18 protein-coding genes are annotated in these 22497 nt (G+C 73.1%); 14 read left to right on the top strand and 4 right to left on the bottom strand.

Features of this window, described 5'->3' with window-relative positions; translation table 11 throughout:
• Positions 1 to 32: 32 nt before the first annotated feature.
• The 5 genes from pgsA (at position 33) to AB0C20_RS16835 (ending at position 3823) form a co-directional block, all read left to right on the top strand.
• Positions 33 to 623 (top strand): CDP-diacylglycerol--glycerol-3-phosphate 3-phosphatidyltransferase, encoded by a 591-nt coding sequence (pgsA, locus tag AB0C20_RS16815; protein WP_357182955.1) that lies wholly within the window; start codon positions 33 to 35, stop codon positions 621 to 623.
• A 156-nt stretch (positions 624 to 779) separates the two neighbouring features.
• The gene (locus AB0C20_RS16820; protein ID WP_357183163.1) at positions 780 to 1289 is read left to right on the top strand and encodes a CinA family protein; all 510 of its coding nucleotides are present in this window, start codon (positions 780 to 782) and stop codon (positions 1287 to 1289) included.
• Positions 1290 to 1508: 219 nt separating this feature from the next.
• Positions 1509 to 1943: a helix-turn-helix transcriptional regulator gene (locus tag AB0C20_RS16825; protein ID WP_030489447.1), complete on the top strand. Its 435-nt coding sequence runs from the start codon at positions 1509 to 1511 to the stop codon at positions 1941 to 1943.
• A gap of 198 nt (positions 1944 to 2141) precedes the next feature.
• The gene (locus AB0C20_RS16830; protein ID WP_196921622.1) at positions 2142 to 3014 is read left to right on the top strand and encodes a PspA/IM30 family protein; all 873 of its coding nucleotides are present in this window, start codon (positions 2142 to 2144) and stop codon (positions 3012 to 3014) included.
• A 23-nt stretch (positions 3015 to 3037) separates the two neighbouring features.
• The gene (locus AB0C20_RS16835; RefSeq protein ID WP_091400455.1) at positions 3038 to 3823 is read left to right on the top strand and encodes a hypothetical protein; all 786 of its coding nucleotides are present in this window, start codon (positions 3038 to 3040) and stop codon (positions 3821 to 3823) included.
• Between the two features lie 91 nt (positions 3824 to 3914).
• Here the strand turns inward: AB0C20_RS16835 and AB0C20_RS16840 are convergent, their stop codons facing one another.
• Both AB0C20_RS16840 and AB0C20_RS16845 read right to left on the bottom strand, forming a co-directional pair.
• A complete protein-coding gene (locus tag AB0C20_RS16840; RefSeq protein ID WP_357568312.1) occupies positions 3915 to 7526 on the bottom strand; it encodes a hypothetical protein in 3612 nt (1203 codons plus the stop codon).
• A gap of 165 nt (positions 7527 to 7691) precedes the next feature.
• Positions 7692 to 8501 carry a DNA-formamidopyrimidine glycosylase family protein gene (locus AB0C20_RS16845; protein WP_357182947.1) on the bottom strand — a complete coding sequence of 270 codons (810 nt, stop codon included), beginning with the start codon at positions 8499 to 8501 and terminating at the stop codon, positions 7692 to 7694.
• 109 nt (positions 8502 to 8610) lie between these two features.
• Here AB0C20_RS16845 and AB0C20_RS16850 point away from each other — a divergent pair, with 109 nt between their 5' ends.
• Complete coding sequence (locus AB0C20_RS16850; RefSeq protein ID WP_357568313.1) at positions 8611 to 9873, top strand: hypothetical protein; 1263 nt, start codon at positions 8611 to 8613, stop codon at positions 9871 to 9873.
• Positions 9874 to 9906: 33 nt separating this feature from the next.
• On the opposite strand, the gene AB0C20_RS16855 is transcribed toward AB0C20_RS16850, so the two are convergent.
• Complete coding sequence (locus AB0C20_RS16855; protein ID WP_238671784.1) at positions 9907 to 10149, bottom strand: CPCC family cysteine-rich protein; 243 nt, start codon at positions 10147 to 10149, stop codon at positions 9907 to 9909.
• Between the two features lie 273 nt (positions 10150 to 10422).
• Here AB0C20_RS16855 and AB0C20_RS16860 point away from each other — a divergent pair, with 273 nt between their 5' ends.
• A complete protein-coding gene (locus AB0C20_RS16860; protein WP_357182940.1) occupies positions 10423 to 10980 on the top strand; it encodes a hypothetical protein in 558 nt (185 codons plus the stop codon).
• A gap of 113 nt (positions 10981 to 11093) precedes the next feature.
• Here the strand turns inward: AB0C20_RS16860 and AB0C20_RS16865 are convergent, their stop codons facing one another.
• Positions 11094 to 15764 carry a DEAD/DEAH box helicase gene (locus AB0C20_RS16865; protein WP_357182937.1) on the bottom strand — a complete coding sequence of 1557 codons (4671 nt, stop codon included), beginning with the start codon at positions 15762 to 15764 and terminating at the stop codon, positions 11094 to 11096.
• A gap of 178 nt (positions 15765 to 15942) precedes the next feature.
• Here AB0C20_RS16865 and AB0C20_RS16870 point away from each other — a divergent pair, with 178 nt between their 5' ends.
• From AB0C20_RS16870 to AB0C20_RS16900, 7 genes are all read left to right on the top strand, one after another.
• On the top strand, positions 15943 to 16329 hold the full coding sequence (locus tag AB0C20_RS16870; protein WP_357182933.1) for a hypothetical protein: 387 nt from the start codon (positions 15943 to 15945) through the stop codon (positions 16327 to 16329).
• Between the two features lie 213 nt (positions 16330 to 16542).
• Complete coding sequence (locus AB0C20_RS16875) at positions 16543 to 19377, top strand: Na+/H+ antiporter subunit A (RefSeq protein ID WP_357182929.1); 2835 nt, start codon at positions 16543 to 16545, stop codon at positions 19375 to 19377.
• A 114-nt stretch (positions 19378 to 19491) separates the two neighbouring features.
• Positions 19492 to 19971: a Na(+)/H(+) antiporter subunit C gene (locus tag AB0C20_RS16880; protein WP_357183160.1), complete on the top strand. Its 480-nt coding sequence runs from the start codon at positions 19492 to 19494 to the stop codon at positions 19969 to 19971.
• Positions 19971 to 21476: a Na+/H+ antiporter subunit D gene (locus AB0C20_RS16885; RefSeq protein ID WP_357183158.1), complete on the top strand. Its 1506-nt coding sequence runs from the start codon at positions 19971 to 19973 to the stop codon at positions 21474 to 21476. Before AB0C20_RS16880 ends, AB0C20_RS16885 begins: the two co-directional genes overlap by 1 nt.
• Positions 21473 to 22084, top strand: coding sequence for a Na+/H+ antiporter subunit E (locus AB0C20_RS16890; protein ID WP_357182926.1), 612 nt, complete (start codon positions 21473 to 21475; stop codon positions 22082 to 22084). Before AB0C20_RS16885 ends, AB0C20_RS16890 begins: the two co-directional genes overlap by 4 nt.
• Positions 22081 to 22344: a monovalent cation/H+ antiporter complex subunit F gene (locus AB0C20_RS16895; protein WP_030489433.1), complete on the top strand. Its 264-nt coding sequence runs from the start codon at positions 22081 to 22083 to the stop codon at positions 22342 to 22344. Before AB0C20_RS16890 ends, AB0C20_RS16895 begins: the two co-directional genes overlap by 4 nt.
• Positions 22344 to 22497, top strand: a 154-nt coding sequence (locus AB0C20_RS16900; protein ID WP_357568314.1) for a monovalent cation/H(+) antiporter subunit G, incomplete at its 3' end; no start/stop codon positions are given. The genes AB0C20_RS16895 and AB0C20_RS16900, both read left to right, overlap by 1 nt.

Genomic DNA, 22497 nt, shown 5'->3' on the forward strand with positions numbered 1-22497 from the left:
GAACGCCACGGCGGCCCGAGCGGAGTGCGGCGGTGACCGGGGCGACGGAGTCGACGCCGGCCCGGGTGGTGGCCGTGGTGCCCGTCGTCAACGCGGCCAACGCGTTGACCGCCCTGCGGCTGGTGCTGGTGCCGGTCTTCGGCGCCTCGGTGATCATGTCCGGGATGACCCATTCCGGTTGGCGGATGGCGGCCTGTCTGATCTTCGCGGTGGCCTCGGCCACCGACCTGGTGGACGGCTGGATCGCCCGCCGGTTCGGGCTGGTCACCTCGGTGGGCAAGGTGGCCGACCCGATCGCCGACAAGGCGCTGACCGGCGCGGCGCTGGTGCTGCTCTCCTGGTACGACCAACTGCCCTGGTGGGTGACAGCGCTGATCCTCGTCCGCGAGCTGGGCATCACCGGGCTGCGGTTCTGGGTGATCCGGCACGGGGTGATCGCCGCCAGCCGAGGTGGCAAGGTCAAGACCGCCCTCCAGATCCTCGCCATCGCCTGGTACCTCTGGCCGATGCCGGCGGCGCTCGCCGCCGTCGGCCCCTGGATCATGGCCGCCGCCGTCCTGGTCACTGTCGCCACCGGCTTCGACTACATAGCCCAAGCCCTCCGCCTCCGCCGCCCCCGCTGACCCTGCCTTCCCGGGCCTCCGCCGGCCTCTGCCGCTCCCCCCGTTGATCATGAGGTTGTTGCCAGTCGGGGCGGCGTGTCGTGACGCTAACTTCATGATCGACGCGATTGGGTTGGGGTTGGGGGCAGTTTGGTGGGGAAGGACGGTGGGGTGTCGGTGAAGGGTGCTGAGTCGGTCGGTGTCGAGGTGGGCAGTGCGGCGGCGGGGGTTGTGCACCGGCTGGCCGAGCGGCACGAAACCCTGGCCACCGTGGAATCGCTCACCGGTGGGTCGCTCGCCGCCTCGATCGTGAACATCGCAGGGGTCAGCGGGATCTACCGGGGTGGCCTCGTGGTCTACGCCACCGAGTTGAAGGCGACGCTTGCTGGCGTACCGGATGACCTGCTGTCCGAGCGAGGACCGGTGGACCCGGAGGTGGCTGCGGCGCTCGCCGAGGGCGGCCGGCAGCGGTGCGGCGCGGACTGGGGGCTGGCCACCACGGGGGTCGCCGGCCCAGAGCCGCAGGACGGGAAACCCGTGGGCCTGGTCTACGTCGCTGTCGCCGGCCCGGACGGCGGCGAGGTCCGCCAGCTCGACCTGGGCGGCGGGCGGGACCGCGTCCGAGCGGAGGCGGTGGTCGAGGCGCTGCGGTTGCTCTCCGAGCGACTGGCCGCCGCGACCTCGTGAACGCCGGGGCCGAAGCGGTCAGAGACACCCGAGCCGACGTCACACGGGCAGCGGCGCGCCCCGGTGAGCCCGTCCCGACGAACCGACGGGCGGGGCGGGATGTCGCCCGGGCCCGCAACGGGTACGGTTGCGGGAAGGCTCCGACGTTCGGGGTCGGCGCGGTCCGCCGCGACCGGCCGCCCAGCGGCGGGCGCGAGGTATCCCTCAGGGGGAGGTGCGATGATCCTGCTACGCCGGGTGATCGGTGACGCACTGCGGGCGCGCCGGCAGGGCCAGCAGCGCACGCTGCGTGAGGTCTCCACCGCCGCCAACGTCAGCCTCGGCTACCTCTCCGAGATTGAACGCGGGCACAAGGAGCCGTCTAGCGAGCTGCTCGCCGCGATCTGCGACGCCCTCGGCGCCCGTCTCTCCGAGCTGCTTCTTGAGGTGAGCGACACAGTGGCGCTCGCCGAGCAGATGCCCGGGGTGCTCGTCTCGATGCAGGACGAGCCGGCCGACGCCGCAGCCAAGAGCACCAACCGGGGTGTCCGTCAGGTCACCTCCGACGGCAAGGTCGCTGTCTCGGTCCGCCAGGACTCGCCGCTCAAGGCCACCCTGCGCAGCACCCGGGTCCGCCCGACCGAGCGCGACCGGGACGTGGTCTGCGCGGCCTGAGCCGCCGATCCAGTTGACCATGGGCGGGCTGGCCCCGGCCGCGTAGGGTTGCTCGCAGGAGCCGCCGGTGCTGTCGACCGCCCGGTACGGATGCCTCGTTGGCGTTCGGCTGGGACGATGGAGACCGACCGGTCACTGTCGGTCGGTCCAGTCGGCCCGGCCGTGGTGGAGCGACGCTACTGAGGGGATACCGCGGAGATGGCGAACCCGTTCGTCAAGGGTTGGAACTACCTGATGGCGCTCTTCGGTGCGAAGATCGACGAGCATGCCGACCCCAAGGTGCAGATCCAGCAGGCCATCGAGGATGCCCAGCGGCAGCACCAGGCGCTGGTTCAGCAGGCGGCCGCGGTGATCGGCAACCAGCGTCAGCTGGAGATGAAGCTGTCCCGGCAGATGACCGAGGTCGAGCGGTTGCAGGGCAACGCCCGGCAGGCCCTGGTGCTCTCCGACCAGGCCCGGGCCAAGGGCGACGAGGCCGAGGCGGTGCGGTTCGAGCAGTCCGCGCAGACGCTCGCCAGCCAGCTCGTCTCCGCCGAGCAGGCCACCGAGGACCTGAAGACCCTGCACGACCAGGCGCTGGGCGCCGCCGCCCAGGCCCGCCGAGCGGTCGAGAACAACTCGATGATCCTCCAGCAGAAGCTCGCCGAGCGCACCAAGCTGCTCAGCCAACTCGAGCAGGCCAAGATGCAGGAGACGGTGGCCCGCTCGCTGGAGTCGATGTCGTCGCTGACCGCGCCCACCAACACCCCGTCGCTGGACGAGGTGCGCGACCGGATCGAGCGGCGGTACGCCAACGCGATGGGCCGCGCCGAACTGGCCGGCAACTCCGTCGAGGGCCGTATGTTGGAGATTCAGAAGGCCACCATCGACTCGGCCGGCTCCGCCCGGCTGGAGCAGATCCGCTCCAGCATGGCGGGGGAGCAGCTCGGCGGCGCGGCCCAGCGGCCGGCAGTGCCGCAGGCCGAGAAGGCTGGCCCGGCCAATGACCCGACGGCCGCCGCCCGGCTGGACGAGCTGCGCGCCAGCATGGCTCGCGAGCGGGGCACCGGCGACCCGACCGCCGCCGGCTGAACGACCGGATCGAGGGGGTCACTGTGGCAGACGAGCGGACACGGTACTTCCGGAGGCTGGGTCGGCTTCGCCGATCGGCCCGACGGTGGAGCGTGCTGGCCGGTGGGCTCGGCGGCGCGGCAGTGGTGCTGACTCCGTACGCCGGCCTTGGTCTGCCCGACGCGGCCTGGGCCGGCGCCGCGGGCAGCGCTGTGGCGCTCGCCGCCTGGCGCTGGATCGACGTGCGCGCCCTGGCCGCCCAGCCGGCGCCTCCCGCGCTCGACCCGGCCGAGGCGGCGGCCCGGTCGCGGGCCCGACTGATCGCCGCCGTCGAGCGGCTGCCGGTCGGCCCGGGGGTGCTGGCCGAGGTGCGCCGGGTCCGCTCCCGGATCGCGCTGCGCGGCACCAGCGCCGGAGAGCAGTGGGCCCGACTGGACCGGGCGGCGCTCACCCTGGCCGGGATGGCGCCCCGGCTCACCGGGCTGGCCGAGCCGGCGGTGCTGGAGGCCGCCGCCGCCGACCGCTCGCTTCGCGACCTGGCCGCGCGGGTGGCCAGCGTCGAACGGGCGCTGCGGCTGGCCCCGGCCGACGCCCGACCACCGCTGGCCGAGGCGCACGCCGCGCTGACCGCTCAACTGGAGGGCGGGGTGGCGGCGTACGAACGGCTGGTGGTCGCCGCCGCCGGTTACCTGGCCGAGGACTCCCGACCGGAGACCGCCCACCCGGCCGCCGACCGGCTCACCGAGGCGACCGACCTGCTGCACGGGGTCGCCGGGGCCCTTGCCGAGCTGCGGGCCGTCGGCACCCCGCTGCGCGCGCCGACGCGCTGACGGCGCACGCCGCGAGAGACCGCGCTGACGGCGCGCGCCGCGAGAGACCGCGCTGACGGAGCCCCGGGACACCGCGCGGACCCCGGGCCGGTCACGGCGGTGTCGTCACCACCACCGGCCCTGTGTACGGCGAGGTGCCCACGACGTTGAACGACCGGATCCGGTAGTGGTACGTGACGCCCCGGGCCAGCCCCGTGTTGGTGAAGCCGTGGCCGGTGACAGTGAAGGTGGCCGTCTCCTGCTCGAAGGCCGGGTCGAGCGCCCGCTGCACGATGAACCCGGAACCCGGACCGCCGGGTGTGCTCGCCTCCCAGGCCAGGATCACCGTCGCGGTGTCCGGCCCCGGTGCGCTGGCGGCGGCGCCCACCCCGCTGGGGGTTCCCGGCGCGGGTGGCGAGGTCACAGTGGCGACAGTCGACCATGCCGAGGCGGAGCCCAGGTAGGTGGTCCGAACCCGGTAGTAGTACGTGGTGTCCGGTGCCACTGTCGCGTCCAGGTGGTTGTCGCCGACCCCGATCGCCGTGGTGCCCGGGCCGCTGGTGAACGTCGGGTTGGTGGCCCGTTGCACGTCGATGCCTGTGGCGAACGAGCGGTTCGTCCAGCGCAGCGCCACGCGCAGCGGCGCGGCCGGCGGGAGCGTCGCGACCAGACCGCTCGGCGCGGCCAGGTGCACCGAGGCGGGTACCCCGTTCGACCAGGACGAGTAGCTGACCGCGTTCTCCGCCCGGATCCGGTAGTGGTAGGTCACCCCGGGGGTGACAGTCGCGTCGGTGTAGCGGGTGGCGGCGGCCGCGACGGTGATCGTGGTGACCTCGCCGCCGAAGGTCGCGTCGGTGGCCCTTTGCAGCAGGTGGCTGGTGGCGGGCGGTCGCCCTCCGTTGCTGGTCCAGGTCAGTGCGATCGCGGGTAGCGCGGTGGCCGAGCCGGGCACCGGTGTGGCGGTCAAGCCGGTCGGCGCCTTCGGCGTCACCCGCAGCACCAGCGGCCGGCTCATTCCGCCGTCGCGGTGGCCGGCGAGCTGACTGTGCCAGCGATACTCCCAGCCCAGGTTGACCAGTTGGTTGACCACTGTGGCCGGTCGCCCGTCGATCGGGCTGACCGGCGTCGACCCGGTCCGTGCTCCGGCGGGGCGACGGGGGTCGAGCAGCCGGACGCTGTCACCCAGCTTGAACGGCAGCACCGGCGCGACCGGACGCAGTGCCACCACTACGTCCTCCCGGGGATTGACCCGGATGACTCCCTTCCAGCCCAGCTCCGTGCCGTGCGGGAGTCGCAGCGTGCCGTCCCAGCCAACCCGATTGATCACCTGCACGTCGCAGCCGTTGACGTGCAACGGCTCGGTCTGCCGGACGTTGCCGCTGATCCGCCAGAGCTGCGTGCCGTCAGTGGGGGAGCCCACCGGACCTCCGGGGTCGGTGGCGAAGAGCACCTCGGTGACCGGGTCGGTAGCACCCAGCGGCAGCGTCGTCGGGTTGAGCGGCCCGGCGTGTGGGTGCCCGACGCCGAGCCGGCCCGCCGACCGGCCGTGGTCTGGCTCGAAGATCTGCTGTGCGGCCTTCACCGCGATAGGCACTGTCACCGGGCCGGTCCCGGCCGTCGGCGTGAACGTCACAGTGGTGGCGTGCACCGGCACCGTCGTCTGCGCCGGGGTCCGGGTGCCGAACGCCGGGTCGTACACCGGTTGCGGGACGATCGGCGGGCGCTGGCTGGCCGCGTACGCCAGGGGCAGCTGCTCGCGCAGCCGGCCCAGGTCGTACGGCGACTCGGGCGTCCCGGTGACCCGGAACTGGAGCACTGTGCGGGTGTTCGGGCCGTACCCCGGTTCGGTCTGGGGCGGGCCGCCCTCGGCGCTGCGGTCCGGGGCGTCGGTGTGCTGGTCGTAGCGACTGTCGAAGCCGGGCAGCGGGGCCGGAGCATCGTTGTACAGGATCAGCGTGCTCCCCGGCGGCACGGCGGAGAAGTCGACGAGCACGTCGGCTCGTTCGCCCGGGGCGAGCAGCACGGTGTGTCCGTCGACGTTCAGCACTGTCGGGTCGAGCCGGTCGTAGCGGTAGCTGATCGGCTGATTCGGCAGCACCACCGGCGCCGGCAGGAGGCCGGCCTCGTTGCCGATCTGGATGAACTCCGGGCCGGCGGCGCGCGGGTCCGGCACACCGCCGTCGCGTCCGTCGGTCGGCCACCCAGCCGGACGGTCCGCCGCCCGCGCGGCGGGCACCATCGGCACCTCACCGGCGTCGGGGTCGGCGAGCGCACCGTCGGCCGTCCACATCGCCGCGTCGGAGCAGGCGCGGTAGAGCTGGAGGTTGAGGCTGCGGTCCAGGCAGGCGTTGAGGATCCGGAACCGGTACACGCGCGGCCGCACCTCCAGGTACGGGTAGGCGACGCCGTTGACGAGCGGGGTGTCTCCGTACGCCTCGGGAACTGCCGACGGGTGCGGTACGCCGGGGCTCAGCGGCGGCTCGTCCGGCGCGTCGACCGGGTCGTGGTACGGGTTCGGCACCCAGCCGTCGGCGCGGGCGTCGTCCGCGGCGGAGTTGCGGGACCAGGGTCCGTAGTCCCACCGGCCGGTGGGGTTGCGTCCGTCGGAGGAGTACGGGTTCTGCCGGGGTTGGTAGACGTGCGGGTGCCAGAGGCTGCCGCGGGCGCCCCAGCGTTCCCGGTCCCAGGTCGGGTCCTCGGCGGCGAGTTGGGTGTCGTCCGGAACGAACGTCTTGTCCTCGATCACCAACGGCACCTGGTCGGCCGGGAGCACCGCGTCGACGACGAGCTGGTCCTCGGCCGGGTCGGTGAGCAGGTAGAGCGCGAGCTGTCCGCCGTAGACGGTGAGCCGGGCCAGACCGAGGGTGTTGTCGTGGAACCACAGCAGCCGGCCGCTCTGCTCGTTCGGGAAGTAGAGCGTGGTGGCCCCGGCGCCGGGTGCCGGCATGTCCGGCACGTGGGCCACGCCAGGTCCGGTCGGGTACGGGGTGATCTCCCCGGCCGGGGTGATCCACTGCCCCGGGTTGCCCGCGCTGGTCCAGCCGGTCTGCGCCCCGGCCAGGTGCAGCACGGCCCGGTTCTGCGGGTACGGCGCCGGTCCGTCCAGTGGGCCCAGGCCGGCCCCCTCGATGGTCTCGTCGACCGGCAGGAACAGCTCGCCGGACCGACCGGTGGGGAGCTGGTTGATGAACTTCACCCGGACCGGTCGACCCCGACGGGCGCGGATCATCGGCCCGAGGTGCCACTGCCGCTCCGGAGGCGCCACAGTGTTGTGGCCGGCCGGGTCGGTGCCCAGGTTGAGTTGCCGGTAGCCGCGCAGCCGGGTGACCGGCAGGTCCCGGTGCAGCCGCTGGGCGTACTCCTGTAGGCCGATCTCGTAGTAGTCGCAGCCCGGATAGCTGATGATGTCCGGCACCGCCACCGGCAGGTGGCTGCCGAGGTCGCCGCGGCCGGGCTGGCCCGGGAGGGGCAGTGGGTCGACGAACTTGCGCAGCCCGCTCCCGGCGACCACCTGCCCGTGGGGGTTCCGCGTCGGGCGGGGGCTGTGGGCGAAGTTCGGCACCGGGCCGAAGTAGCGGGGCACGACGGCCGGGTCCAGGCTCGGCGCGACAACGGCCTCCTCGGCGGTACGCGGGGCCGGCACTGACGCCGCCCGGCCGTCGGCGTCGGTGTCGCGGGTGGTCCGCTCGAAGAAGGTGGAGCGGAGTCTGCGGAACATCGCCATGACTCTCCCCGGTTCGGGGCGCGAGGTCCGCCACCCCGGCGTGGGGGACCTCGGCACTCTGCTGACGGTCGGTGAGCGCTCAACCGCAGCATGCGACTCCGGCGGCCGGTTAGGAATTACCCAATCGTCCGTTTCTGCCACGGATCCCGTCTGGTGAGAGCCTGGTCAGCCGGATGACGGCGCACCCGGACGTTCGGGCTGGCAGACCGGGCACCAGTAGGTGACCCGTTCGCCCAGTTCCTCCTTGCGGATCGCCGTGCCGCAGCGGCGGCAGGGCTGGGCACGGCGGCCGTACACGTAGCTGGTCTGCCCCCGGTGCAGTGAGCCGGTGCTGCTCTGCGTCCACCGGCCCCGGTTGGCGGCGAGCAGCCGCTGCGCGAGGGCCACCAGGCCGGGCAGGTCGGGTACTCCGCCGACCGGTGTCCACGGTGACACGCCCCGCAGGAACAGCACCTCGCACTTGTAGAGGTTGCCCACGCCGGCCAGGTTGCGCTGGTCGAGCAGCGCCTCACCGATGGTCTGCTCGGGGTGGTCGGCGAGCCGACGGACCGCCTCCGCCGCGTCCCAGTCGGCGCCGAGCAGGTCGGGGCCGAGGTGACCGACGAGCTGGTCCTCCTCAGCGGTCGGCACCAGGGCCAGGTCGTGCAGGTGGTAGCCGACCGCGACAGCGCCGGGGCTGCGCAGCACCACCCGGATCAGGTGCGCGGGCCGGCCGCTCCAGCGTTCCCCCGGCGCGTACGCCCGCCAGGCGCCGTCCATCCGCAGATGGGAGTGCAGTGTCCAGTGCTCCCCGGTCGGGGCGTCGAGCCGTAGCAGCAGGTGCTTGCCCCGGCTGGCCGACTCGCTCACGGTCCAGTCGGTGAGGTCCGTGGTCGCCAGTTGTGGCACCCGGAAGTCACTGCCGGTGATCCGCGCGCCGGCGAGCGCACGGTGCAGCACGCGCGCGGTGTTCCAGACTGTGTCGCCTTCGGGCACCCTGCCATCCTCCCTCTTTCGAGCAAGATTCGCATGTGTCGCTATTTGTACTCAGGTTCCTCATGATCTCCTGACATGCGAAGGTCAGGGGGTTCTGAGGAGAATGCCCATGACGCGACCCCATTGTCGTATCCCATCCGTCGCCCTCATCGCCACCCTCGCCCTCCTGCTCACCGCAGCGCTCCTACCCGCGACCGGCCCTGCCCCGGTCGCACCCGGCGGCGCTCCGATCACCCTCGTCGCCGCCGCACCCGGCGACGAACGGTGGAGCGCCGACCTCACCATCGTCGACCGCGACGATGTCAACGTCCGGCGTACCGCCGCCGGCCTGCGCCTGCGGGAGGCCCGGTCCACCTGGCGCGGCGCCCGCAGCCCGCACAGCGCGGTCGCCGAGGGGATGCTGCTGACCACGCCCCGCACCCTCGCCCGGCCGGCCACCCGGGTCCGTGCCGAGATCAACGCCGCGGTCCCGGCCGGGGCGACAGTGGAGGCGCAGGTCCGCGGCTGGCGGGCCGCCGGCTGGACGGAGTGGCGGGCAGCCACCACCGGCGCGGTCTTCGACCGACCGGTCACCCGGGTACAGACCCGGGTGGTGCTCACCACCCCGAACGGCGGCGCGACGGCCACGGTACGGGGCGTGCAGCTCACCGCCGACGCGAACGCCGCCGTCTCCGCCGCCACGCCCGGCCGCACCTACCGGGTGTACGCCACCCGCATCGGGCTGGTCGGTGAGCTGACCGCCAACGGCCGTACCGTGCAACCCCGGGACCACTTCGCGGCACTGCCGTCGCGGCGGGGGCTCTCCCCGCTCAACACCGGCGACTACACGGTGCGGGTCTGCACCACCAGCGGCTCCCGCTGCGAGTACGCCCCGGTCTGGGACGTCGGGCCGTGGAACACCCGCGACGACTACTGGAACCCCTCGTCGGTCCGGGAGAACTGGAAGAACCTGCCGCAGGGCCGGCCCGAGGCGCAGGCCGCGTACCAGTCCGGCTACAACGGCGGACGGGACCAGTTCGGGCGGACAGTGCTCAACCCGGCCGGCATCGACCTTGCCGACGGTACGTTCTGGGACGGTTTGCGGCTGACCACCAACGCCTGGGTGGACGTCGCCTACCTGTGGACCGGAGGCGGGCCGCGCGGCGTGGTCGGTGACGGGCCGCTCAACATCCGCACCGGGGCCAGCACGTCGTACGCGACGCGTGGCCTCGCGGCCCGGCTGGCCCACGTACCGATCCAGTGCTACGTCACCGGTCAGTCGGTCGCCGGCCCCTACCGGACCACCACCCGCTGGAACCGTCTGGCCAGTGGCCAGTACGTCAGCCACGCGTACATCTCCGGCGTGTACGGCGGCAGCGTGCCGGTCTGCTGAGCCACGCTCACCCCGTCGGGCGCCCCGTCAACGTCAGGGGCGCTCGTCGGGGCGAGCCGTGCGCACCATGTCCTGGTAGCGCGGGTGGCTGGCACCGTAGACGGCGTAGTTGAGACGGGCGTGCGTGAGGCTCAGGTCGCCGTTGGGGCCGCCCCGGACGGCGTCGGCGTCGGCGTCGGTCTGGCCGTCGTCGGTCCAGAAACAGACGGGGCAGGTCCCCCCGCCGGTCCGGGATGCACAGCAGGGACAGCCCACAGGAACCACATGCTCACCCACCGGAGAAGCATTCCACAGTCGAACATCAGCCCGATACCCGCAGGAGGTCCCCCGGAGAGGCGGCGAGGAGGTCCGCGGCCCGCCCGCCGTCAGCACCTCGACGGTGAAGCCCTCGGCGTCCCGGGTCACCGTCGGCGTCGGAAGTCGCACCAGTCCGGCCGGCCGCCGGCGGCACCAGATGGGTGTAGAACCGCGGCGTGCTGGCGGATAAGGGACAGCGCGATGGCCGACCGGCCCCTCCCGCCGCCGGAGGACGTTGGGCAGACTGCCCTGGTGACAACTCGGAACCTCCCCGCAGTCGGAATCCTGCTGGTCGCCGTCGCCCTCAGCGCCGGTTGTGGCAGTGACGACGACGGCAGCCCGACCGCGACCCCGTCCGTCTCGTCCGAGGCGGCCCCGACCGGCCCGCCGACGTCCCAAGCCGCACCCAGTGCCGACGGCGCGACCCCGCCCTCCGCCGCCGCACAGGGCACGACGCAGCGGCGGCCGGCCAGCCCGCCGCCGGTGGTGCTGCCCAAGCGCCCGGCCAGTGCGCCCGGCGCCAAGCAGGTCGTCGACGCTTTCCGGGCCGCCGGCCTGAAGGTGCCGCGCCCGAAGGACCGCTCGGTCGACTGCGGGCCGGACGGACTCGGCCTGGGCTGTTCCGAGCTGATGGCCACCGACGCCGTCACCGTCTACGTGTTTCCGGACGAGACCAGCGCCAGCGACATCGCGGAGACCTGGGGTGGCCAGTCGTACCGGCGAGGCGCCGTGGTGCTGAACTACCTGGAGGCGAAGACCCCGGCCGCCGACCGGCCCCGCTACGAGAAGGTCCTCAACGGCCTGGGCTGATGTGCCAGCGTGGCCCGAGCATGTCGTTCTCTTGACCGTGATGTCTGTGAGTCATCACGATGACTCACAGACATCAGGCTCTCTGCTGGATTGCCCTCGGCGGGGCCCTGGCGTCAGCCGCGCAGGCGCAGGCCGCGGGGCGTGGCCCGGAAGCCGGCGGCGGTCAACGCGTCCCGCAGCGGCGACGAGTGCACCGCCTCACCGTCGGCCCGCTCCACCGACATCGCGCCCAACGCCCCGGAGTGGACGGCGTCGGCGAGCGCCTTCCCGGCCGCGGCGAGCGTGTCGGTGTCGTCGGTGAAGGAGAGCAGGGTTCGGCCGCCGCGTTCGACGTAGAGGACGAGGTCACCGCCGACCTGCACCACCAGGGCACCCGCCTTGCGGCCGGCCCGGTGCCCGGTCGCCGGAGTGGCGCCGTCGCCGGAGTCGATCACTCGTTCCGGCCAGGGCAGCGCCGCACCGTACGGGTTGGCCGGGTCCGTCGCGGCGAGCACTGTGGCCACCGCGCCCCGACCTCGGGCGCCGTCGGTCGGCTCGGCCAGCGCGCGCAGCCTGTCCACCGCACCGGGTACGGCGAACTGCGCCGCCCCGAGCCCCTCGACGAAGTAACCCCGGCGGGCCGCGCCGCGCTCCTCCAGTGCCGACAGCACCGGGTAGACCGCCGAGAACCCGCCGACCACCTGCTCGGCCATCACCGCGCCCCGGGTGACCACCCCGTGCCGCTCCAGCAGCAGGTCGGCGAGCGCGGCGGCGCGTCGGGTCGGGTCGAGGTCTCGCTCCGGGAGACGCGACCAGCGGCCGGCGACGGTCGGCGGGCCACCCCGGGTCGGCAGCGCCACCCGACCGGGCCGCCGGTAACGGGTGCGGGGCGCGGACGGCCGGGAGCGGTGCGCGCCGCCAGCGCCGAGCACCGCGCGCAGCGGGGCGAGGGTGTCGTTGCTGAGGTGCCCGGCCCAGACCAGGTCCCAGATCACCCCGGTCAACGCGGCGTCGTCGGTCGAGCCGACCCGGTCGGCCAGCGGGCGGAAGAACAGCGCCTGCCCGTCGCCGAGCGCGTCGAGCACCGCGTCGTGCAGCGGGGTACGGGTCAACGCCTCGTCCGGGGGCGGCAGCAGCAGCGGCGCGGCGTCCGCGTACGCCAGGGTGACCCACCCGTCGCCCCCGGAGATCGCGCCCGACCCCGCCCAGAGCACCTCCCCGCTGGCGCACAACTCGTCGAGCTGGGCGGGGGAGTAGTCCGCGACCCGGGCGGGCAGCACCAACCGCTCCAGCGCGGACGCCGGCACCGCGGTGCCCTGCAACTGCTCCACAGTGGCGGCGAGCGCCTCCACACCTCGGGCGGACGAGCCGACCTGCTGCCAGCGCGGCAGGAACGTCGCCAGCGCCCGGGGCGGCACCGGCTCGATCTCCCGGCGCAGCGCGGCGAGGGAGCGGCGGCGCAGCATCCGCAGCACCTCGGCGTCGCACCACTGCGCGCCGGCCGAATCCGGTGTGAACTCCCCGGAGACCACCCGCCCGGTCGCGCCGAGCCGGCGCAGCGCCTGCTCGACGACGAACACCCCGAGCCCGAACCGGGCCGCGCAGCTGGCCGCGGCGAACGGCCCGTGGGTGCGGGCGTAGCGGGCCACCAGGTCACCGAGCGGATCGGCCACCGGGGCGAGGTACGCCTCGGCCACCCCCATCGGCAGCGCCACGCCGAGGGCGTCGCGCAGGCGGGCGGCGTCCTCGACGCCCACCCAGCGCTGCTCGCCCGCGATCCGGACCCGCAGCACCCGGCGGGTGGCCTCCAGCTCGCTGAGCCACGTCTCCGGCACACCCCGCTCGGTCAACTCGGCGTCGCTCAGGTCACCGAGCACCCGCAGCAGCTCGACGACGTCCTCGGCGTCGCGGGGGCGGCGCTGCTCGGTCAGCCACCGCAGCTGCCGGTCGGTCTCAGTGAGCACCGCCGGGTCGAGCAATTCCCGCAGGTCGACACGGCCGAGCAGCTCACCGAGGAGCGTGGAGTCGAGGGCCAGTGCGGCGGCACGGCGCTCGGCCAGCGGGGCGTCCCCCTCGTAGAGGAACGCGCCGACGTAGCCGAAGAGCAGCGACCGCGCGAACGGCGACGGCGCGCTGGTCTCCACCTCGACCAGTCGCACCTTGCGGGTGGCCAGGTCGCGCATCAACCCGGCCAGCGCCGGCTGGTCGAAGACGTCCTGGAGGCACTCCCGGGCGGCCTCCAGAGTGACCGGGAAGTCCGCGTACTCGCGGGCGACGTCGAGCAGTTGCGCGGCGCGTTGCCGTTGCTGCCAGAGCGGTTGGCGGCGGCGCGGGTCGCGGCGCGGCAACAGCAGGGACCGGGCGGCGCACTCCCGGAAGCGGGCGGCGAAGAGGGCGGAGGTGCCTACCGACTCCTCCACCAGCTGGGTGATCTCGTCGGGCTCGAAGACCACCACGTCGGCGCCGGGTGGCTCGTCGGCAGTGTCCGGAAGTCGCACCACTATGCCGTCGTCGGAGGGCATCACCTGGGCGTCGACCCCGTACCGCTCGGCCAGTCGGCGGCCCACCGCGAGGGCCCAGGGTCCGTTGACCCGGGCACCGAGCACGCTGTGCACGGCCAGCCGCCAGTCCCCCAGCTCGTCGCGGAACCGCTCGACCACCACCGTGCGGTCGTCGGGCAGCGAGCGAGTGGCTTCCCGCTGCTCGCGCAGGTAGGCCATCAGGTTGCCGGCGGCCCAGTCGTCCAGCCCACCGTCGCGCAGCGCGGCCAGGGCCGCCTCGTCGGTCTGGCGCAGCAGGGTGCGTACCCGGGCGCCGATGGCCCGGCCCAGCTCCACCGGTCGACCGAGCTGGTCGCCCTTCCAGAACGGCATGCGCGCTGCCTGCCCCGGGGCGGGTGAGACCAGCACGCGGTCCGGAGTGATCTCCTCGATCCGCCAGGAGGACGAGCCGAGCAGGAAGACGTCGCCGACCCGGGACTCGTAGACCATCTCCTCGTCCAGCTCACCGACCCGGGCGGCCCGCTCGGCGCCGGCCAGGAACACCCCGAACAGGCCCCGGTCGGGGATCGTTCCGCCGCTGGTCACCGCGAGGCGCTGCGCGCCCTGGCGGCCGGTGAGCAGGTCGGTGGCCCGGTCCCAGACCAGTCGGGGGCGTAGCTCGGCGAACGCCGTGGACGGGTAGCGGCCGGAGAGCATGTCGAGCACGGCGTGCAGCGCCGAGTCGGGCAGCTCGGCGAAGGGCGCGGCCCGGCGGACCAGCACTGCCAGATCGCCCAGCGCCCACGGCTCCAGCGCCACCATCGCCACGATCTGCTGGGCCAGCACGTCCAGTGGGTTGCGCGGGTAGTGCAGCTCCTCGATGGCGCCGGCGGTCATCCGCTCGGCGACCACCGCGCAGGAGAGCAGGTCACCACGGTGCTTGGGGAAGACCACCCCCCGCGAAACCGCGCCCACCTGGTGCCCGGCCCGGCCGACCCGTTGCAGACCGGCGGCCACGCTGGGCGGCGCCTCGATCTGCACCACCAGGTCGACAGCGCCCATGTCGATGCCCAGCTCCAGGCTGGAGGTGGCCACCACCGCCGGGAGTTGACCGGACTTGAGCGCTTCCTCGATGTGCTTGCGCTCCTCCCGGGAGACGCTGCCGTGGTGGGCGCGGGCGATCACGGGCGTCGCGCCGGTGGCCGCGCCGGACTGGGCCATCACCTCGGCCGGCGGCCGGTTGCGCACCGGACCGGCGGGGCCACCCCAGCGCTGCGCTCCGGACGCCAGGTCGCCGTCGCCTGCCGGGTCGTCGCCGGCCGGCAACCCCTCCGGTACGCCGATCGCGCCCTCGCCCGCCTCGGATGCGGCCACCGCCTCGGCGGCCAGCTCGTTGAGCCGGGCGCACAGGCGCTCGGCACTGCGCCGGGAGTTGGTGAAGACGATTGTCGAGCGGTGCTGCCCGATGAGGGTGAAGACCCGCTCCTCCACGGCCGGCCAGATCGACGCCCGACGTGGCCCGGGGCCGCCGAGGTCGTCCTCCGGTGGCTGCTCCTGCTCGTCCAGGCGGGTCATGTCCTCCACCGGGACCTCCACGCTGACCTCGATGGTCTTCGGGGTGGCCGGCTGCACCACGTCGACCGGGCGGGCGCCGCCGAGGAAATGCGCACAGGCGTCGATCGGCCGGACGGTGGCCGAGAGGCCGATGCGCTGCGCCGGGGCGGGCAGCAGCTCGTCGAGGCGTTCGAGGGAGAGGGCGAGGTGGGCGCCGCGTTTGCTGCCGGCCACCGCGTGCACCTCGTCGACGATCACCGTCTGGACGCCGCGCAGCGAGTCGCGAGCCGCAGAGGTGAGCAGCAGGAACAGCGACTCGGGCGTGGTGATGAGGATGTCCGGTGGGGTGCGGGCGAAGGCGCGTCGCTCGTCGGCGGGAGTGTCGCCGGTGCGCATGCCGACGGTGATGTCGGGCGGTGCGACGCCCAACCGGGTGGCCGCCTGCCGGATGCCGGCCAGCGGGGCGCGGAGGTTGCGCTCCACGTCGACGGCGAGGGCCTTGAGCGGGCTGACGTAGAGCACGCGGCACCGCTGGCGGGCCTCGGCCGGTGCTGGTTCGCGGGCGAGGCGGTCCAATGACCAGAGGAAGGCCGCGAGCGTCTTGCCCGAGCCGGTGGGCGCCACCACGAGCGCGTTGCGGCCGGCGGCGACCGACCGCCAGGCGCCGGTCTGCGCGGCGGTCGGGGCGGCGAAGGCGTTGTCGAACCAGGCGCGGGTGGCCGGGCCGAACCCGGCCAGCACCGCGCCGGCGTCTGCGTCTGCCCCGGTCACCGGTCCATCGTGCCCCGCCGGTCCGACATCCACGAGCGACCTCGCGACGGAATGAGCCAGCAAAAGGCAAAAAGCGTGGAACGTGCGCTTAATACGTTAAGTCTCACTTAACTGCTTGCTTCTAAGGAGCAACATAAAGTAACTTCACTCGCAACGCGAACCGGGGTGAGGGGATTTGATGGCCGGCGAGCAGCGCACCGTCGAACCGGGCACCGACGTGCTGATTCGCAAGGTCGACAGCCACCTCGCCGCGCTCCGCGCCGGCCTGCACGGCCCCGAGCTCGAACTCGCCGAACGCCTCGCCCACTGTCTGCGCGAGATGGTTCTCTGCACCGCCCAGGCCAGCGCCGCCGACCGGGGTCAGGTCCGCGTTGCCGTGCACTACTTCGTGCTCCGCCGCGAGAGCCGTGGCCGCCTGCTGTCGGTGCGGTCGCTGACCGCCGCCGAGCGGGTGGTCGACCGGGTCGCCCGCCAACTCGGCCGACTCGACCTGCTGGCCGTGCTGCGCCGCGACCGCCCCACCCCTGACGACGTGCAACCCCTCAACAACGCCCTGCTGCGCTAACGCTCGGCCACCCCCCTCCCGCGTTGATCAAGAGATTTGCGTCATCCGCGCCCGTGTTCCTGACGCAAACCTCTTGATCAACGGGCTGAGCTGAGGGCTGGGGCTCTCGGGGCGAATTCTGGCAAAACCGCCCGGCGGGGGAGGAACTGGCGTCTGATCGCTGCTAGGCGCCACCGCTGCCACGGGCGTCGGCCATGTCGATCGGGAGCGCAGGTGCTGGTACTGCTCATCCTCCATCTCGTGGCGGCCCTCGCCGCGCCCCTGCTCGTCCGCTGGTGGGGTCCGCGCGCGTGCTACCCGCTGGCGCTCGCGCCGGCCGCAGCGTTCTGCTGGGCGGTGGTTCGCACCCCGGCCGTCGCCGACGGCGGGGCGGTGGTCGAGACGTACCCGTGGATCCGGCAGTTGGGCCTCGACATCGCGTTCCGGCTCACCACGCTGTCGTGGCTGATGACGCTGCTGATCGGCGGCGTCGGCGCGCTGGTGCTGGTCTACTGCGCCCGCTACTTCGGCGCCGGCTCCATCGGGCTGGCGCAGTTCGCCGCGGTCCTGGTCGCGTTCGCGGGCGCGATGCTCGTCCTGGTCTTCGCCGACGACCTGCTGCTGCTCTACGTCGGCTGGGAGCTGACCACGATCTTCTCGTACCTGCTGATCGGGCACAGCACCGAACGGCGGTCCAGCCGTTGGGCGGCGGCGCAGGCGTTGACAGTCACCACGCTGGGCGGCCTCGCCATGCTGGTCGGTTTCATCATGCTGGGCGAGCACGCCGGCACCTACCGCTGGTCGGAGATCAGCGCACAGCCGCTGCCCGGCGGCGGGTACCTGGTGGGCGCCGTGCTGCTGATCCTGGCGGGTGCCCTGTCCAAGTCGGCGGTGCTGCCGTTCAGCTCGTGGCTCCCGGTGGCGATGGCGGCACCCACGCCGGTCAGCGCCTATTTGCACGCCGCCGCCATGGTCAAGGCCGGCGTCTACCTGGTCGGGCTGCTCGCCCCGGTGCTCGCCACGGTCGGCCCGTGGCGGCCGCTGGTGCAGGTCGCCGGCGTGGCGACCATGCTGCTCGGCGGGTGGGCCGCGCTGCGCCAGACCGACCTCAAGCTGCTGCTGGCGTACGGGACGGTCAGTCAGCTCGGCCTGTTGGTGGCGGTGACCGGCTCGGGCACCCCGGACGCCGCGCTGGCCGGCACCGCGATGCTGCTGGCACACGCCCTGTTCAAGGCGGCGCTGTTCCTGGTCGTCGGCATCATCGACCACGGCGCCGGCACCCGCGACCTGCGCGAGCTGTCCGGGGTGCGGCACTGGTCCCGGGCGCTGTTCGTGGTCGCGGTGCTGGCCGCGGCGTCGATGGCCGGTGTGCCGCCGCTGGTCGGCTTCGTGGCCAAGGAGGCGGTGTTCGCGGCGTTCACCGACCAGCCGGTGCTCCTGACCGGCCTGGTCGCCGGCACTGTGCTCACCGTCGCGTACAGCGCCCGCTTCCTCTGGGGCGCGTTCGCCGACCGGCCGGGTGTGGCGCCGGTCCCGCCGGGGCCGATCGCCGCGTCGCTGCTGGTCCCGCCCGCGGTGCTCGCCGGTGTCGGTCTGCTCGCCGGCCCGGCCGCGAGCGTGCTGGACCACCTGCTGCGCCCGTACGCCGATCTGCTCGGCGGGGTCGACGCGCACCTGGCGCTCTGGGCCGGACCGACCCCGGCGCTCGGCCTGTCCGTGCTGGCGCTCGTCGGTGGCGGCCTGCTCTTCGCCGTGCGCGGGCCGCTCGCCCCGGTGCTGGCCCGGCTCCGGTCACCGGTGGGGGGAAACCAGGGGTACGAGTGGGTAGTGGGCCGGTTCGACCGGCTGGCCATCGAGGTCACCAGCGCGACCCAGCGCGGCTCACTGCCGCAGTATCTGGGCATCATCCTGGTCACCCTGGTGCTGGTGCCCGGTGCGGCGATGCTCTCCGCCAGCCCCTGGCGGGCGCGGATTCCACTCTGGGACAGCGCGCTGCAACCGGTGGTCGTCCTGGTGATCACGGTGGCGGCGGTGCTGGCGGTCGGTGCCCGTCGCCGGCTGACCGCGATGCTTCTGGTGGGCATGACCGGCTACGGCACTGCGATGTTGTTCGTGCTGCACGGAGCGCCCGACCTGGCGCTCACCCAGTTTCTGGTGGAAACGTCGACGATCGCGGTCTTCGTGCTGGTGCTGCGTCGCCTGCCGGAGCGGTTCTCGGCCCGCCCGCTGCGCCGTACCCGCTGGGCCCGTCGGGTGATCGGGGTGGCGGCGGGGTTGGTGGCCGCCGGGTTGGCCCTCACCGCCGTCGGCGCCCGCCGGGCACCGGACATCTCCGCCGCCTTCCCCGACCTGGCGGTGGCGCACGGGTACGGCCGCAACGTGGTCAACGTGACCCTTGTCGACATCCGGGCCTGGGACACGATGGGCGAGCTGGCGGTGTTGGTGGTGGCCGCTACCGGTGTGGCCAGCCTGATCTTCGAGCGCTCCCGCACCGGGCCGCGGCCGCGGCGGCCCGATTCCGAGCAGGAGGTGGGTGGACGGGGCCGACCGGTCTGGCTGCGCGGTGGCCCCACCCTCTACGAGGAGCGCCGCTCGATCGTGTTGGAGGTGGTCATCCGGCTGATCTTCCACACCGTGGTGCTGTTCTCGCTGTTCCTGCTCTTCTCCGGGCACAACGCTCCGGGCGGCGGGTTCGCCGGCGGGCTGGTGGCGGGTCTCGCCCTGGTGGTGCGCTACCTGGCCGGCGGCCGGTACGAGCTGACCGAGGCGGCCCCGATCGGTGCCGGCGCGATTCTCGGCGCCGGGCTGGCCATGGCGGTGGGCAGTGGCGTGGTGGCGCTGCTGGTCGGCGGGTCGGTGCTGGAGAGCGCGAAGGTCGACAGGGCACTGCCGCTGGTCGGCGACGCCCATCTGGTCACGTCGCTCTTCTTCGACATCGGCGTGTACCTGGTCGTGATCGGGTTGGTGCTGGACATCCTGCGCAGCCTCGGTGCCGAGGTGGACCGGCACATCGAGGCCACCGGTACAGCCACCGGCGGGTTGGCCGTCGACAAGGGGGACCGGGCGTGAGCGCGAGGAGTGAGCCGGGTTTGCGAGCCCCGCAGTCGCGAACAGGGGTGGCACCGTGAGCGCGAGGAGTGAGCCGGGTTTGCGAGCCCCGCAGTCGCGAACAGGGGTGGCACCGTGACGCGGAGCGGTGCGGGGCCGACGCTGGTGCTGGTGCTGGCCGTCGCGGTCCTGGTCGGGTGCGGGGTGATCCTTCTGTTGGAGCGCAGCCTGACCCGGATCCTGCTCGGGGTGGTCATGCTCGGCAACGGGGTGAACCTGTTGATCCTGTTGGGCGGGCGGTCCGGCGGGGCGCCGATCGTGGGCACGGGGCCGGTGGAGCGGATGAGTGACCCGCTGCCGCAGGCGATGGTGTTGACCTCCATCGTGATCACCTTCGGGTTCACCGCGTTCCTGCTCGCTGTGGCGTACCGCAGCTGGTATCTCTCCGGCGACGACGAGGTGCCCGACGACCTGGAGGACCGGCAGATCATTCGCCGGGCCGGGCGTAACGAGGCGGGCGCGGTCGACCTCGGTGGGGAGGGCCCGAACGGTGACCCGGAACAGGTCGATCCCGAGCCGGCCCGCCGCCGGCTACGACGCGGGGACGAGTCATGATGCGCGCCCTGGTGCCGCTGCCGGTGGTGGTGCCGCTGCTCGGTGCGGCGCTGACCCTGTTGCTGGCCGGGAACCCCCGAATCCAGCGCGCGATCAGTGTGCTGTGTCTGAGCGGCACGCTCACTGTGGCGGTGCTGCTGCTGGTGCAGGCGTACCGGCACGGGCCGGTGGTGGTGGCGGTCGGGGGGTGGCCGGCGCCGGTCGGCATCGTCCTGGTGGCCGATCAACTGGCCGCGCTGATGCTGGTGGTCTCCTCGGCGGTGACCCTCTGCGTGCTGCTCTACTCGATCGGCCAGGGTCGCAGCGAGACGAGCGAGAGCTCGCCGGTGTCGATCTTCCACCCGACGTACCTGGTGCTCACCGCCGGCGTCACCAACGCGTTCCTGGCCGGTGACCTGTTCAACCTCTTCGTCGGGTTCGAGATCCTGCTGGCCGCCAGTTTCGTGCTGATCACCCTGGGGGGCACCGAGACCCGGATCCGGACCGGGTCGACGTACGTGGTGGTCAGCATCCTCTCCTCGATGATCTTCCTGACGTCGGTGGGTCTGGTGTACGCGGCCACCGGCACGCTCAATCTCGCCCAGCTCGCCCAGCGCCTCGACGACCTGCCCGACGGTGTCCGACTGGCCCTGGAGTTGATGTTGCTGCTGGCCTTCGCGATCAAGGCGGCGGTCTTCCCCCTGTCGGCCTGGCTGCCGGACAGCTACCCCACAGCGCCGGCCCCGGTCACTGCCGTCTTCGCGGGTCTGCTCACCAAGGTGGGCGTCTACGCGATCATCCGCACCGAGACGTTGCTGTTCCCCGGCGGGCGTGCCCACATCCTGCTCATGGTCGTCGCCGGGCTGACCATGGTGATCGGCATCCTCGGTGCGGTGGCCCAGTCCGACCTGAAACGACTCTTCTCGTTCACACTGGTCAGTCACATCGGCTACATGATCTTCGGGGTGGCGTTGAGCACCGCCGCCGGCCTCTCCGGCGCGATCTTCTACGTGGTGCACCACATCACCATCCAGACCACGCTGTTCCTCGTCGCCGGGCTGGTCGAGGAGCGGGCCGGCAGCACCGACCTGCGTCGTATCGGCGGGCTGGCCCGGGTGGCGCCGCTGCTGGGTGTGCTCTTCTTCATCCCGGCCATGAATCTCGCCGGAGTGCCACCGTTCTCCGGTTTCCTCGGCAAGCTCGGCCTGCTCCAGGCAGGCGTGGCGGCCGGCGGACCGCTACCCGGGGTGCTGGTCGCGGCCGGCACCCTGACCAGTCTGCTCACCCTGTACGTGGCGTCCCGGGTGTGGAACATCGCCTTCTGGCGTGCGCCCCGGCTGGCCACCAGCGAGCCGGTCGTCCAGTTGCCGAGGCTGATGGTGGGCGCCACAGTGGCACTGGTCGCCATCGGGCTGGCGTTGACGGTGCTGGCCGGTCCGCTCTTCGACGTCACCGCCGACGCGGCTGAGGACCTGCGGCTGCGCACCCCGTACGTCCGTGCCGTGCTACCGGGCGGTGTGCCGTGACCGGCTCCCCGGAGCCGGCTCCCGACGCCCCCGGGCCCGCAGCGGTGGGGCGGGGCCGGCTCGGGCGCTGGCGGGACCAGGCGGTGGCGCTCGGGTGGCTGGTGGTGGTCTGGAATCTGCTCTGGGGCGACATCACCTGGGCCAACCTGGTCGGTGGCCTGCTCGTGGGTGCGGCGGTGCTGGTGTTCTACCCGCTGCCGGCCGTCAGCTTCGGTGGCCGGTTGCGACCGTGGGCGCTGCTGGTGTTCGCGGGCCGGTTCGCCGTCGAGTTGGTCAGCGCGAGCCTGCACATCGCCCGGATCGCCGTGCAGCCCGGCTACCGACCGCGCGGGGCGATCATCGCGGTCCGATTGCGAGTGGCCACCGACCTGAACCTGGCGCTCACCGCCGAGGCGGTCTCGTTGGTGCCGGGCACGCTGATCCTCGAGGTGGACCGGGATTCCGGAACGCTCTACCTGCATGTCCTGGACACCCACGGCCCCGGGGACCTGGACGTGGCCCGGGCCCGCACGCTCGCCGTCGAGCGGCGAATCGTCCGCGCGGTCGGCTCCACCAGCGAACTGCGCCGACTCGACGTCACCTCACCCGAGAAGGGAACCCGCCCGTGACCACCTTCCTGGCCGTCGTCCTCACCGCTCTGCTGTCGGTCACCGCGCTCCTCGCGCTGGCCCGCCTCTACCGTGGCCCGTCGCTGGTGGACCGGGTGATCGCCGCGGACATGCTGCTCGCCACGATGGTCGGCGCGGTGGGCGCCGAGGCGGCGGTCAACCGGCACGCCACCACGCTGCCGGTGCTGGTGGTGCTCTCCCTGCTGGGCTTCGTGGGCTCGGTGTCGCTGGTCCGCTTCGCCGTCCGGGAGCAGCAGTGATCGCGACGATCGCGGACTGGCTCGGCGCTGGCTGTCTGGTGGCCGGCGCGCTGCTCGCCCTGGCCGCCGGGATCGGCGTACTGCGTTTCCCGGACGCGCTGTCCCGGATGCACGCGGCCACCAAACCGCAGGTGCTCGGGGTGCTCCTGTTGC

The sequence above is a fragment of the Micromonospora sp. NPDC048843 genome (genome assembly GCF_040649965.1).
In the GTDB taxonomy this organism is placed as follows: Bacteria; Actinomycetota; Actinomycetes; order Mycobacteriales; family Micromonosporaceae; genus Micromonospora; species Micromonospora hortensis.